The organism is Halopiger thermotolerans, from assembly GCF_054654555.1.
Window position 1 is genome coordinate 273,070 of sequence record NZ_BAAIEU010000003.1, and the last position, 12,790, is coordinate 285,859.

12 protein-coding genes are annotated in these 12,790 nt (G+C 63.8%); 6 read left to right on the forward strand and 6 right to left on the reverse strand.

The window, feature by feature from the left end:
- Positions 1 to 140 precede the first annotated feature (140 nt).
- Positions 141 to 641 carry a pyridoxamine 5'-phosphate oxidase family protein gene (locus ACYQ26_RS06560; RefSeq protein WP_459808066.1) on the forward strand — a complete coding sequence of 167 codons (501 nt, stop codon included), beginning with the start codon at positions 141 to 143 and terminating at the stop codon, positions 639 to 641.
- A 78-nt stretch (positions 642 to 719) separates the two neighbouring features.
- On the opposite strand, the gene ACYQ26_RS06565 is transcribed toward ACYQ26_RS06560, so the two are convergent.
- Complete coding sequence (locus ACYQ26_RS06565) at positions 720 to 1,121, reverse strand: universal stress protein (RefSeq protein ID WP_459808067.1); 402 nt, start codon at positions 1,119 to 1,121, stop codon at positions 720 to 722.
- Here ACYQ26_RS06565 and ACYQ26_RS06570 point away from each other — a divergent pair.
- Complete coding sequence (locus tag ACYQ26_RS06570) at positions 1,110 to 1,238, forward strand: hypothetical protein (RefSeq protein ID WP_459808068.1); 129 nt, start codon at positions 1,110 to 1,112, stop codon at positions 1,236 to 1,238. The genes ACYQ26_RS06565 and ACYQ26_RS06570 overlap by 12 nt on opposite strands.
- 118 nt (positions 1,239 to 1,356) lie before the next feature.
- Positions 1,357 to 1,917 (forward strand): DUF2238 domain-containing protein, encoded by a 561-nt coding sequence (locus ACYQ26_RS06575; RefSeq protein ID WP_459808069.1) that lies wholly within the window; start codon positions 1,357 to 1,359, stop codon positions 1,915 to 1,917.
- Between the two features lie 134 nt (positions 1,918 to 2,051).
- Here ACYQ26_RS06575 and ACYQ26_RS06580 read toward each other — a convergent pair whose 3' ends face one another.
- Positions 2,052 to 2,936 carry a universal stress protein gene (locus ACYQ26_RS06580; RefSeq protein ID WP_459808070.1) on the reverse strand — a complete coding sequence of 295 codons (885 nt, stop codon included), beginning with the start codon at positions 2,934 to 2,936 and terminating at the stop codon, positions 2,052 to 2,054.
- 964 nt (positions 2,937 to 3,900) lie between these two features.
- Between ACYQ26_RS06580 and ACYQ26_RS06585 the strand changes: the two genes are divergently transcribed.
- The 3 genes from ACYQ26_RS06585 (at position 3,901) to ACYQ26_RS06595 (ending at position 6,498) form a co-directional block, all read left to right on the forward strand.
- Positions 3,901 to 4,215 carry a DUF8134 family protein gene (locus tag ACYQ26_RS06585; protein WP_459808071.1) on the forward strand — a complete coding sequence of 105 codons (315 nt, stop codon included), beginning with the start codon at positions 3,901 to 3,903 and terminating at the stop codon, positions 4,213 to 4,215.
- Between the two features lie 120 nt (positions 4,216 to 4,335).
- Complete coding sequence (locus ACYQ26_RS06590) at positions 4,336 to 6,111, forward strand: nitrite/sulfite reductase (RefSeq protein WP_459808072.1); 1,776 nt, start codon at positions 4,336 to 4,338, stop codon at positions 6,109 to 6,111.
- 81 nt (positions 6,112 to 6,192) lie between these two features.
- Positions 6,193 to 6,498 carry a DUF6360 family protein gene (locus ACYQ26_RS06595; protein WP_459808073.1) on the forward strand — a complete coding sequence of 102 codons (306 nt, stop codon included), beginning with the start codon at positions 6,193 to 6,195 and terminating at the stop codon, positions 6,496 to 6,498.
- 120 nt (positions 6,499 to 6,618) lie between these two features.
- On the opposite strand, the gene ACYQ26_RS06600 is transcribed toward ACYQ26_RS06595, so the two are convergent.
- The 4 genes from ACYQ26_RS06600 to ACYQ26_RS06615 form a co-directional block, all read right to left on the reverse strand.
- Complete coding sequence (locus tag ACYQ26_RS06600; protein ID WP_459808074.1) at positions 6,619 to 7,122, reverse strand: molybdopterin-dependent oxidoreductase; 504 nt, start codon at positions 7,120 to 7,122, stop codon at positions 6,619 to 6,621.
- A gap of 161 nt (positions 7,123 to 7,283) precedes the next feature.
- On the reverse strand, positions 7,284 to 7,820 hold the full coding sequence (locus ACYQ26_RS06605) for a YqaA family protein (RefSeq protein ID WP_459808290.1): 537 nt from the start codon (positions 7,818 to 7,820) through the stop codon (positions 7,284 to 7,286).
- Between the two features lie 187 nt (positions 7,821 to 8,007).
- Positions 8,008 to 9,651, reverse strand: coding sequence for a DUF2070 family protein (locus ACYQ26_RS06610; RefSeq protein WP_459808075.1), 1,644 nt, complete (start codon positions 9,649 to 9,651; stop codon positions 8,008 to 8,010).
- A gap of 674 nt (positions 9,652 to 10,325) precedes the next feature.
- Entirely contained in the window at positions 10,326 to 12,710 is a 2,385-nt protein-coding gene (locus ACYQ26_RS06615; RefSeq protein ID WP_459808076.1) for an alpha-L-arabinofuranosidase, read from the reverse strand.
- Between the last annotated feature and the right edge of the window lie 80 nt (positions 12,711 to 12,790).

Genomic DNA, 12,790 nt, shown 5'->3' on the forward strand with positions numbered 1-12,790 from the left:
GGCGGACTGTACGTGTCTCTCCGACCGGGTACTCAGCCCGACCGACGGCAGTACTCGCGCCGACGGGCGGCGACTACCGCGCTCGAGCGAGCGATGCGATAGACCGACCCGGGATTCTATGTGTATTGTCCGTGTACCACATGTCAGGGATGACGATCGACGAACTCGCCGACTACGGCATGGAACGGATGACGGACGAGGAAATCGAGCGGTTTCTCAAGACCCAGAGCCTCGGGATTCTCGGCTTACCAACTGGGGAGACGCCCTACTTGCTCCCGATGTCGTACGGCTACGACGGGGGGTCGACGCTGTACTTCGTCTACGTCGTCGGGGCTGAGAGTCGCAAAGCGACCCTCTCCGACCGGGCCGATACCGCCAGTTTCCTCGTGTACAGCGCCGAGACGATGTTTCACTGGCGAAGCGTCCTCGCGACGGGTTCGTTACGCCGGCTTTCGACGGACGAGCAGTCGGCGCTCTCAGACGCAGAGACACCGATCTGGCGGCCGGAACTCCTCGAGACGGCGAGCGAGACGGAGCAAACTCGCGTCTACGAACTGGCGGTCGACGAGTGGACGGGGATTCGACACGCGATCGCTCCCCCGACGTTCGCCCAGCGTTCGAGTCGGGACGGGTCGGAGTAAGTGCCTGTGTCGGTCGTCGGGTCGCCGCGACGTTCCCACCGCCGGGCTCGTGCCACTGTCGCTATCGAACGCAGTCGCTCACTCGACGACCAACACCGGGACCGACGCCGCCTCGGAGACGCGCTTCGACACGCTCCCGCGAACGAGGTGGTCGAGTTCGCGATGTCGACCGATGACGATGAGATCGATGTCGTTCTCCTGGGCGTACGTCAGAATCGCGCGGTGCCGGAGGCCGTGCGTAACGGTCCCGTCGACGCGCTCGACTCCGGCACTCGTCGCGCGATCGCGGACGTGCTCGACCGCCTTCCGACCGATCTCCTCGAGGTCGCTGAACTCGATTCCAGGGGCGATCGCGGACGAATTGATCACGTACAGCGTGTGGAGCGTCGCGTCGTGCTCGTCGGCGAGGGCGATCGCTTCGTCGATCGCTCGGTTCGTGCTCTCGCGTCCGTCGGTCGGGACGAGAATGTGATCGTACATACCGCGACGTTCGTCGACGTGACCTATAACCACCGGGCCTCGCGGGGAACCGCCGCCGACGTCGAAGACGACCGCCCCGCCGACGTTCAGCTCGCGCTCGAGTCGGCTGCTAGGTGAGTCGGGGGTGGACGCGACCGTCACGAGCGAGAACGACCGGCAGATGAAACCGGTCTCAACAGATCGAGCCGCAGTCCGATATCACTATGTCGTCCGCCTAACCACTACGAAGTAGACGATGAAAACAGCGATCGTACGCGCGGCGGAACGCGGAATCCGATACGCGTTGCTCGCGGTGTTCGTGGAGGGGATCCGTCGACGCGATCCGGGCGCAGTCGTCAATGCCATCGTCGCGGCGATGGGGACGTACCTCCCGGACCTCGTCGAACGGGCGTACGGCGTCGAGCTTCGGCCCTGGCAGCGCGCGTACGTGCAGAGTGCGATGATCACCCACGCCGTCGGCATGCTCGGCCCGTACGACGACGTCTGGTGGTGGGATCACCTCACGCACGCGCACTCGTCGTCGATCCTCGGCGGGGCCGTCTTCGCGATCAGCCGGCGTCGCGGTCGCGATCCCGGGCCGCGCGTCGTCGCCGCCGTCGTCTGTCTCGGCCTCCTCTGGGAGCTCGTCGAGTACGCCGTTCACGCCGCGGGGGATCGCCTCGGAATCGACCCGGTACTCGTCTCGTACGGAAAGAAAGATACCGCTCTCGACGTCGTTTTTGATCTCGTCGGGGCGGCGCTCGTCCTCGCGTTCGGCGATTGCGTCCTCGACGATCCCGCGGCGGACGCGCGCTGACCGTTTCCGACCGTGGTGACGGCTTCCCTCGATCGTTCGGGCGAAAGCGGGGAATCGGGTCTCGGTCACGCCGACACTGCTCCGACGGCGGTGACGTGGCGATTCGCGCACTTCCGAGTTCGGACAGCGTTCTATCACGACGAGCGCGTCACGATCAGGACGGGTACGTCGACCGTTCGGAGGAGGGACGTGGTGACGCTGCCGAGGACCTGGCGACCCAGATTCGACCGACCGCGTGCTCCCATGACGACGAGGTCGATATCGGCGTCGTCGACGTAGTCGCGGATGCCGGCGGCGACACCGTCGAACGACGACGTCCGAACGACGGCGGTCGTGACGGCAGGAACGTCGTCTTCGATCTCCGTCGCTAGGCCCTCGACGATCCGGTCGCCGCTCGCTTCGAGTCGGTCGACGAATTCGCGCTCGAGGCCGCCCGCATTGAACGCGCCGCCCGCGGCCTGCAGATCGACGACGTTGAGCAGGTGAACCGTCGAATCGTATCCGCGTGCGATCGCGGCGCCGTGGCGGGCGGCGTCGGCGGCGAGTTCGCTCCCGTCCGTCGGAACGAGCAGGTCGGAGTAGTCGGCCGTCGCGTCCGGGGCGTCTTTCGGAACGACGAAGACGGGGACGTCGCTTCGGCGGAGAAGTCGTTCCGTGACGCCGCCGAGGAGTCGTTTTCCGAACCCCGTTAGCCCCTGCCTTCCGACGACGATCAGTCCTGCGTCTCGGTCGGCTGCGTACTCGGCGATCCGGACCGACGGCGTTCCCTCCATCAGCTCCGTCGTTACGGACCGGTTGCTATCGGACGCGAGGGCCGCTGTTCGTTTGAGAACGCTTTCACCGCGTTCCCGAAGCCGTGTCGTTTCGTCGGCGGACCTCGCGAGTCGGAGCCGCTTTCGCTCGACGACGTGAACGACGTCGACGGCCGCGTCGAAGACGCGAGCGACCTCGAGGCCGCGTTTCGCCGCTCGGTTGGCCTCCTCACTTCCGTCGACCGCGATTACGATTCGATCGTACATGCTCCAACCGTCGACGCCCACGCTCTTCGTTCTTCGCCGGTGGCCGAGACGGTGCTACTGTTCGGGCATTCTCCGTGACGTGACTCGGTGTGTTGATCGCGGAGCTGCTGGATCGACCGCGGAGCCTGCGTTCGAACGAGATAACTGTGTCCCCGCTGCGGACTCGCCCATCGGTGGAACCGCCGTCGGGGCGACGGCACTGACGGTGCGGACGGCGCTGGCGGGGAATTCGATCCGGAGGACGGGGCCAAGCCGAGCGAGAGCGCGTCGCGGGCCACTATTTAAACCCTCCAAGGGGCTCGCTGAAACCGCGCGAAAGTTCCGTCTGTGAGGCCGCCGTCTAGTTTCGCACCTCCACTGGTGTGTATCTGCTTCGTGATTATTTTGTCGTTGTGGGGTTATAGTAATGTATATTATATACATTATCGTCTGGTCGACTGTCGACTATCTACTATGAATTGAGAACCGCGCATCTCGAGTTCACAAACTCCGTATTGATCGGTTTCAATCGACAGAGGCGGGCTAACTGCTCAACCCTGATCGAGAACGGACAGTCAGCTAACCGTTGCGATCGACGAAAAACGTAGCATCGAGGAGATCGCGTCCCTCGGCCAATTTATGCAGAAAAACGACGGTTGGGCTGGTTTTCCGCCGTCGAAGACTGCGACGTCAAGAATCGGCCGCAAATCCAGTAGTATTGTAATTTCCTACCACTACAATACCTGGTTTGTAATGATGGATGTTTTAGTGATAGTGGAAACCACGCTTTCGCCGTCCGCATGAAGCGTTTTAGTGGACCGTACGAGAACGGTCCCCTCGTGAACGTCGGCGGGTCCCCACGCTACAGGGCCCAATAGTTACGGGGGGAGGGAGCACGTTGCGGCCAGAACTGCAACGGGGTTACCACACCGGTAAGCATTGTGTCGGTCGACGAACGAAGGTCACCGGGCGTCGAAGTGGGCGTATGACGGTTGCCATTCGAACGCTCGACGATGGCGCGTGGATCAGCGTCAACGACTCCCGACAGGTAAGCGTAAGCGACGTCTGGATGCTCTCTCGCGGCGCGTTTTGCGAGTGTGAACCCGCACCGGTCCTCCTCGAGACGTTCGTCGACGCGAACGCCGACGGTCCGATCGTCACCGCGGATGCGGTCGGCCAGTGTCTCGAGTGCGGAACGCGCGATTTGATCGACGGATTACCGGTCGGTAGAATCGTCGACGGCGAATTTCGCCCGTACGATCCCGAGGGCGTCCAGTCGATTCTCGAGCCGGATTCGTGATCTCGATATTGATGGTACAGATACAATAAATACAGGTAACAATGGCCGGTAGCCCCGAGATGGGGGAAGAACTGACGCGGGAAGGAGAGCCTTATAAACGTCCGCCGTAATGGGGACTCAATGCCAACCGACGTCGAGCAGTGGAAGGACGAACTCTACGGGACTGATATTCGCGCGGAAATAGAGCGCTTCGCCGACGAAGGGTGGGAGGCGATTCCCGACGACGAACAGGACGCGTGGTTCGAACGGTTCAAGTGGTACGGCCTGTACCACCAGCGGGCCGGTCAGGAGTCGTACTTCATGATGCGGATCGGACCGCCGAGCGGCGTCCTCGAGCCGGGCCAGTTCCGTCGGATCGTCGAGATCGCGGACGAGTTTTCCCGCGGTCCCGTCGCAAATCCGGAATTCGGTAACGGCTGGCTCGACGTAACGACGCGGCAGGCAATTCAACTGCACTGGATCCGCCTCGAGGACGTTCCCGAGATCTTCGACCGTCTCGAGGACGTTGGGTTGTCGACGGTCCAGGCCTGCGGCGACTCGTGGCGCAACATCGTCGGCTGTCCGGTCGCCGGCAAGGACAAACACGAACACGTCGACGCCGGCGCACTCGCGAACGAACTCAACGACACGTTCAAGCAGAACGAGGCGCACTCGAACCTCCCGCGCAAGTGGAAGGTTTCGGTGACGGGGTGTGACGAAGGCTGCGGACAGGGGGACATCAACGACCTCTCGTTCGAACCCGCCGAAAAGGAGATCGACGGCGAGACGGTGACGGGATACAACGTCCGCGTCGGCGGCGGCCTCTCGCGCAACGAGCCCCGATTCGCGCGCGATATCGACGTCTTCGTCACGCCCGAGCAGGCCGTCGACGTCGCCGGCGGCATCTCGGCGCTGTTCCGCGACCACGGCGACCGCGAGGACCGCTACAACGCGCGCATGAAGTTCCTCGTCGACGAACTGGGGCCCGACACGATCCGCGAGATGCTCCAGGAGGAGTACGTCGACTTCGAACTCGAGACGGCGGGCGAGGACCTCCGCGACTCCTACTCGTACAACGCGGGCGACGCCGACGGCAAGCACGATCACGTCGGCGTTCACGAACAGGTCGACGGGAACTACTACGTCGGACTGAACGTCCTCGTCGGACGGATCGGCGTCGACGACGCCTACGAACTCGCCGACGCGGCCGAGACGTACGGCTCGGGCGAGGTCCGGCTCACCCAACGTCAGAACGTCATCCTGACGGACGTCCCGGAGGAACAACTGGACGAACTCCTCGACGAACCGGTCCTCGAGGAGTACAGCCCCGACCCCCACCCCTTCCAGCGCGGGTCGATCGCCTGCACCGGCACCGAGTTCTGCTCGCTGTCGATCGTCGAGACGAAGAACCGTCAGGTGCGGTTCGCGCGCTGGCTGAAGGAGAATGTCGACCTGCCGGACGGCGTCGACGACTTCCACATCCACCTTTCGGGCTGTACGGCGTCCTGCGCGCAGCCCCAGATCGCCGACGTCTCCCTGCGCGGCATGAAGACCCGCAAGAACGGCGAACCGGTCGAAGCGCTCGACATCGGACTCGGCGGCGGACTCGGGGAGAACCCGCAGTTCGCTTCCTGGGTCGCCGAACGCGTCCCCGCCGACGAGGTTCCGGGCGCGATCGCGAACCTGATCGAGAACTTCGCCGCCGCTCGAGAGGAGACCGAGAGCTTCCGGGAGTTCGTTCTCGCCCGCGATGACGACGAACTCGCCGAACTGATCGAACCCGAGGAGACGGACTACGAGGATCCGTACATGCACAACACGAAGCGAACCTGGTACCCGTACGCCGAAGACGACGACCTCGACGCGAGCCCGGCACCCGCGCGGGCCGACGGCACGCCGATCACGTCGGACGACTGACGGTTCGATCGGGTCGCTTCGTCCGCGTTCCGCCCGCGACCGCGGATACCTAAGTACCTTCGTCGATTCTAGATCGATACGATGACCGACCGCCTGATGAAAGTGAACGCGTACACGACGCTCGACCTCGTCGACGCGGTCGTGGCGGGACACGAGTTCGAAGCGGAATCGCTCGCCGTCGTGAACGCGACGACGGACAAGGACGCACCCGACTGCGTCCGGCTGCAGTTCGAACTCGACAACATGACCGAAACCCACCTTCCCGCGCACATGGAGGAGCTCCAGTTGACGCCCGACCAGGCCCGAACGCTCGCAGCCGAGCTCGAGAACCACGCGAGTCGCGTCGAGGAGGAGACCGGAGACGACGCGTCCGCTCACGAGGCGTAAGGCTCGCACTCATCGAACGGGTCTCAAACCGTCAGTCGGAGTTCCCCGCGGTTCCGCGTCCAGATCGGCGTCCCGTCGAGTGCGACTCGGCATCGCCGCTCCTTTCGCATCCGACTCGTTTCAGTCTTCGATCCGGGACAACGCCAGTTCCTTCGCGGTGTCGGCCCCCGTAAACGGCGCTTCGCCGACCCGAATCTCGGATACCCACTTGATGCTCTCCCAGCAGTCGCGGTCGGTATCGAGCGGAACCAACCGGGCCGGACCGCCGTGCTCGACCGGAAGCGGCTCGCCGTCGAGTTCGAGCGCGAGGATCGACTCGCAGAGCCGATCCAGCGGAAACGAACAGGCGTACTCGCCGTCCATCGCGCGGACGAGGGCATGTCCGCTCGCTGCTGTCGGCTCGGCGCGCTCGAGCAGCGTCTCGACGCGCACGCCGCGCCACGAGAGCCCCTTTGCGACCCAGCCTTCGACGCACCTGAAGTCGTCTGCCGCCGCCTCGAGCGGGTACGACGCGAGGTCGTCCGGACCGAGTCTGAGCGGCCGATCGACCGTTCCGCTGACGCGAAGCGCCCATCCGTCCGGATCGACGTCGTCGGGAACGTCGTGCGGTTCGAGCCCGTCCATACCCCGTGTTACGACGATCGGACGTAAACCGTTGTTCCGAACGTCGTTCGGGCCGGTTCGGCGGTCCCGCTCGAGATCGGGTTCCGTCGTTCGCGACTCGAACTACCGCCGCGTTCTTCGCGGTCGTCGGAGCGCGTTCGATGGTCGTCGAGGCCGATGCGTCAGACGACCGCGGTAACGCCGCCGAAGAAGCCGACCGTGACGAGGAGTCGCCCGAGGCTTCCGAGGAACGTCGCGACCGCGAATCTCGTATAGTTCTGCTCGAGAACGGCGAACGCGTAGATGGAGATCGTATCGGGAAAGAACGGGACGGACAGCGCCATCGCGAGTCCGGCGTAGCCGTACTGCTGTGCGAGCCGGACGGCTCGCGTCTCCGACCACTCGAGGACGTCCCATCTCGACTGTCGCAGCCGGCGAACGATCGGACCGGAGTGCGTGATCTCGCGGCCGATGTAGAACGCGAAGACGCTTCCCGCGGCCTTCCCGGTCGCACTGACTAGCATGATGCTCGGGAGGTGCGCCCACGAGGGCAGTCCGAGATCGAGCGGAGCAACCAGCACGATCTCGCTCGGTCCGGGAAGCGCGAACGCGATCAGAAACGAGTACGCGAAGACGATACCCATCCCCGGCCACCCCGTCGCCGATTCGACGAGGGCTTCGAAGGTCGCACTACCGGTGATCAGCGGCGTCTCAAACATTCGCGGCAAGCGTACTAACGACCCGGTCCGGAGTAAGCTTTCGGTACGACTGCGGCTCGTGAGTACTCGCCGGTCGACCGACGGGTATCGAACGCCGCTGTTAGCTCCGCCGGGCGTCGGCGCTCGTTCCTGCTGATCGTTCCGCGTCCGCGCGTTGTAACGACCGACAAACCGATCGAAGGGGCGGTTAGAAGACCCAGAGGACGAGGAACGCGTAGAACGCCGCGAGCGAGATGATGGCGAGCCGGATGAGGATGTTCACGCTGAAGACGAGGCCGCTGTAGTCGAGTTTGAGCAACCGCAGTCGGTCCGTCTGCTCGTTCGTCAGTCCGATCCGTGCGTCGGAGACGCCGTCAACCGCCCGCTCGACCGTGTTCGCTACCGTCTCCGTGTCGAAGCCGTCCATGTTCGCCAGATCGTGAACCGACGCATGGGTGTCCGTCGAAAACAGGATCGCCTCGTCGAACTCGCGCTCGAATCGGTCCCGTTGCGCCCGCAGATCGTCCGTGACGCCGTTCGTATCGACGCCGAAGATGAGCGTTCGTTGGCCGTCGACCTCCTCGACCAGCGCCATCAGCGGATGCTCATCGCAATCGACGGCGAACCCGGCCCTGTAGGGGTAGGTTTCGGCGCCCTCGAGGCGCTCGAGGAAGTCGTCGAAACACCGCTTGAGGCGTGCCGCGTCTTCGGTGCCGTACTGGATCTCCCTGTCCAGTTCCGCGTGGATGTGGTGGTTGTGCATGTCCACCAGGAGGACGTCGTCCTTCGAGACGTCCCGCATGAAGACGCCCGGATGGTAGTCGTCGATCCCGTCGGCTTCGAAGAAGACGATTTTCTTCCCGTCGATAGTCCGGCCGTAGAACTGGAGATCGTCGTACTCCGCAGCGTGGAGCCGCGACGCTTCCGAAGCCGTCTCGGGGTCGCCGACCGCGTCGACGATTTTGCTGACGTCCGCCGGATCCGCGAGATCCTCCTTGTGGGTACACGGGACGTGCAGGAAGAATCCGGTGCCGGCGTCGTTTAGCCTGTCGATGACCTCGCTGCTGAGCTCGCCGCCCCCGAATCCGCCGAGCGGACCCGGATGGACCCACGGCGCCGCGAGGGTGAGCGACCGGCCGTTGTCGATCGTCAGCGTTTGCACGTCCGGTCTGGCCGGGTAGCCGAGATCGAGCGCCGACCGTTCGCCTTTCAACAGCCCCGACGTGAGTTCGAACGCGGAGACGTTCGCGTTGCTGCCGATCAGGTAGTCGAACAGTTTCAGGAAGGCCACGAGGACCGCGACGACCACCAGGAGTACGCCGAAGTTGACGAGGATCGACGCCTCGGAGATGCCGACGTTCCGCCCGATGAAGAACTGGAACACCCCGATCAGGAGGAGCGGTTGCACGAGCGACAACGGCACGATCCGCCGCAGTCGCTCGGGCCCGACGGAGACGGTCAGGACCAACACGTTGGTGAGACTCACGGTAATCAACGCGAGCCAGATGATCCGCCACGCGTTCGTCCCCGTGTCCGCACCGGACAGGATGAGCGCGTAGATAAACAGGAACAGTTGCGTCGTGAGCGAGAGGAAATAGCTCCAGTGGCGCGGGTAGTCGGGGAGCGCGTGATAGAACAGTTCGGCGGCGACGACAAACGGGCCGAGGAAGATCACGAGCGCGCCCACCGGAATGATCCAGGGCTGGAGTTCGACCGGTGCGAATTCGTTGAGCGCCGCGTACGTGAACGCGGCGTATATCGGGCTTAAAACTACCAGTGCGGCTATTTGCGCCCGAAGCGACGGCAGACGAAAGACGATGTGTTTGAATATATCGACGTTGTCAGCACCCATCGTTAGTCACCGTTCCGTACCTCGCGCCTTTCGTGAGTTTTCATTAGTCGTGGTCGTCGCTCTACCGGCGTATCTTTTTTCGTTCGATGCCGTGCGAAGTGAATTCGTAACACGGCCCGTCGTGGCCGCGCATCCGGTATCACACGCGCGTTCCGACCGATCTCGAGACAATCGGCGTGCAGTGACGACAGCCGTCGTCGCCCTATCAATAGCCGCAATAGCTCCAATCTCTATAATAGGTAGCTATTCTTGAACCGTACTGTCGCGTTTCGGGGTCTGATGAGCGGCATCGTTTCTGAACGGAAACCGCCCGCGGCGTTCGCGATCGAGCGGGCTATTCTATCACTCTACAACTTTACCATATCCGGTGTCTATCGGAACTTCTACATACAGATCGAAGCTATCGAACTAGCTATAAGCGTTTGGATTAGCTTATACTATACCTAACTATGTCCTTTCCTGCCATATTTCTCCCGACAAGGCCATTATTCCTGGACGGTGTATTAGAATATAAGTATAGTCGTTGTTCTCCTGTAGCTGGTGTTCCAACACTACTAGATAGATAGTATACTCGTATCTTAGATACGAATCGTTTGTTCCGCTCAGATCGGTCAGAGATGCCAGTCGGTGACCGTCGAAAGATGACTGCGGAGTGCGCGTCCAGTCGCACTCAGTTACTCCGACTGCGGGTCGTCGTTCTTTCCGCGCTCGTTATCGTGACCGTTTCGCCTGCCGGGCGTGCTGCTATTCTCGATCGGAACGTTTTCCTCACCGTCGAGGCCGTGCCAAACGCCGTTGTCGCCGATGATATCGGCGCGGCCCCGATCGTTGTCGACGAACAGCCGGACGATCGACGCCGGCTGGAGCTCGAGGGTGACCGTCCCGTCGCCGTCGACGTCCTCGATCGTGTGCTCGACGGTGTGGTTCGTCGGTTCGTCCCACGAGGTCGGGACGTCGTGGGGGAGCGGCCGTTCGTCGGCGGCCGGCTGCAGCTGGACGATCTCGACCGACTTGTCGGCGTACCACTCGCCCAGTTCGACCGTCACCTCGCTTCGTGCGCGGAGGTTACGGTTGGTCAGGAACACGGCTAGTTCCTTCCCCTGCCGGTTCTGCATCGCGGCGGCGTCGACGTACGGGACGTCTTCCACTGGATTGATTCGTTCGCCGGTGTCGGGGAGGTCGCGACCGGCGCCGCCCGTCGCGACGTCGACCGCGTGCCACTCGGCGTCGTACTCGAACACGGCCGAGTACAGCCCCGTCACGGAGCCGTCGGGGCGAAGCGGATTCGGATCCGGCGGGTAGTCGGTCGTCTTCACCGGCACCCACGACTTGATCGGGACCCACGTCTGGGCGGCCCACTCGACGGTATCGTTCTCGCGAATGCACGCGTTGAGAACGCCCGCGACATAGGAGGCGCCGGGCATCGTCTCCGGGCCCGGATACGGCGCCCCGTCGGCGACGGTCGGGAAGATCCCGATTTCGCTCAAATTGACGTAGAAGTCCTCGTAGCCGTGTTCCTCGGCCAGATCGCCCAGTTCGCCGAGCTGCTCGCCGAGCTGGGTCGCGGCCATCACGATCACCTCGTTGTAGTCCCAGTCGTCGGCGTCGTGTTCGTCTTTCCACGTCTCGACGGCGTCGGCGTCCTCCAGTCCCCACTGGTAGCGGTGGATGTTCAGCCCGTCGAGCTGGTCCGGGGAGAGCTCGTCCAGCAGCGTTTCGTTCCACGGATTGTCGTTGTGTTCGGCCTCGGCCGGATCCCAGCCGCTCGCGAGGATCGTGATCGAGTCGTCGACGTCCCGCATCGCCGCGGCGTACTCGTCGAAGCCGATCCGCTCCTCGGAGCCGGTGGCGTACTCCGAGGCGTCGGACGTGTGGCCGAACTGCCAGCTGCCCCAGACCTCGTTGCCGACGCCCCAGTGGTCGACGTTCCACGGCTCGGGGTGGCCGTGTTCGGCCCGCAGCGCGCCCATCTCGGTGTCGGTCGAGCCGTTGACGTACTCGACCCAGTCGGCGGCGTCCTCGGGCAGGATCTGCCGTTCCGCGGCCCAGTCGTCGGGATTGTCCCACCAGCCGATCGTGATTTCGGGGGTGAGGTCGGCGACCTCACAGAGTTCGAGGTACTCGGCCGTCCCGAAGAAATTGGGCTGCATCCCCTGCCACGCGTGGTTGAACCGAGGTGTACGCTCCTCGAGGGGGCCGATCCCGTCGCGCCAGTTGTACTGGCTGGTGACGTTGCCGCCCGGCCACTTCAGCCACGTGCCGTTTTGCTCCTTCAGCAGTTCGATCGTGTACGGGTTGAACTTCCCGTTGACGGCGTCGTCGGCCGCGAGCTCGACGAAGTCGATATCGAAGTGGCCGACGTCGTCGGTCACGAACTCGAGGGCGTACCGCCCGTACGGCGTTTCGACGTCGGCGACAGCGCCGCCGACGTACTCGTCGCCGCTCTTCTCGTCGAGTTCGAGCGTCGGCTCGTGACGCGTCCACTCGGCGGAGACGTCCACCTCGGTCGACGCGAGGACGTCGCCCTCGAGGGTCGTGAGCGATGCGGTGACCGCGTCGACGTCGCCGCGAACCGAGAAGCTGAGGTCGTACCCGAGCGTCCGGTTGTCCGGAAGGACGATCCGCTGTTTGAGCCCGCCGCTGTCGGCCGCGTCGTCGACCGCGATCCGCGGATAGCCGACGGTTCCGTGCGGCGAGTCGCCGCCGGCGACGCGGTCACCGTCGGCCCGGTGCTCGAAGGTAACGCCCGAGTCGCCGACCGGTTCCCACGGGAACGGCAGCGTGTCGTGGCGCTCGACCTCGTAGAACGCGTCTATCTCGTCGCTAAACCAATAGTCGGGGACCCGCCAGAACGTCGGGTTCATCACGTGCAGCGAGTACACGCCCGGATAGATCGTCGCGTCCCCGTAGTGTTCGTTCAGCCGGCCGAACAGCGTGTCGTTGACCGGTTCCTCGGATTGGGAATCGGGGTCGACGCTCACCCTGTTCTCGATCGTCTCCTCCGGGTCCGCCGAGACGATCCCGGACCCGACTCCGACCGTCGATCCCGCGACAAGCATCGATTGTGCCGCGAGTAGTTCTCGGCGCGAAACGCCGGCGCTGCCCGGACCGTCGTCTACACTACCGTCGTTCGTTGGAT

What these genes read in the sequence shown, in the direction of transcription:
- ACYQ26_RS06560 (WP_459808066.1), top strand. Translation starts at nt 141, where the DNA reads ATGTCAGGGATGACGATCGACGAACTCGCCGACTACGGCATGGAACGG.
- ACYQ26_RS06595 (WP_459808073.1), top strand. Translation starts at nt 6,193, where the DNA reads ATGACCGACCGCCTGATGAAAGTGAACGCGTACACGACGCTCGACCTC.
- ACYQ26_RS06610 (WP_459808075.1), bottom strand. Translation starts at nt 9,651, where the DNA reads ATGGGTGCTGACAACGTCGATATATTCAAACACATCGTCTTTCGTCTG.
- ACYQ26_RS06580 (WP_459808070.1), bottom strand. Translation starts at nt 2,936, where the DNA reads ATGTACGATCGAATCGTAATCGCGGTCGACGGAAGTGAGGAGGCCAAC.
- ACYQ26_RS06590 (WP_459808072.1), top strand. Translation starts at nt 4,336, where the DNA reads ATGCCAACCGACGTCGAGCAGTGGAAGGACGAACTCTACGGGACTGAT.
- ACYQ26_RS06565 (WP_459808067.1), bottom strand. Translation starts at nt 1,121, where the DNA reads ATGTACGATCACATTCTCGTCCCGACCGACGGACGCGAGAGCACGAAC.
- ACYQ26_RS06605 (WP_459808290.1), bottom strand. Translation starts at nt 7,820, where the DNA reads ATGTTTGAGACGCCGCTGATCACCGGTAGTGCGACCTTCGAAGCCCTC.
- ACYQ26_RS06600 (WP_459808074.1), bottom strand. Translation starts at nt 7,122, where the DNA reads ATGGACGGGCTCGAACCGCACGACGTTCCCGACGACGTCGATCCGGAC.
- ACYQ26_RS06575 (WP_459808069.1), top strand. Translation starts at nt 1,357, where the DNA reads ATGAAAACAGCGATCGTACGCGCGGCGGAACGCGGAATCCGATACGCG.
- ACYQ26_RS06615 (WP_459808076.1), bottom strand. Translation starts at nt 12,710, where the DNA reads ATGCTTGTCGCGGGATCGACGGTCGGAGTCGGGTCCGGGATCGTCTCG.
- ACYQ26_RS06585 (WP_459808071.1), top strand. Translation starts at nt 3,901, where the DNA reads ATGACGGTTGCCATTCGAACGCTCGACGATGGCGCGTGGATCAGCGTC.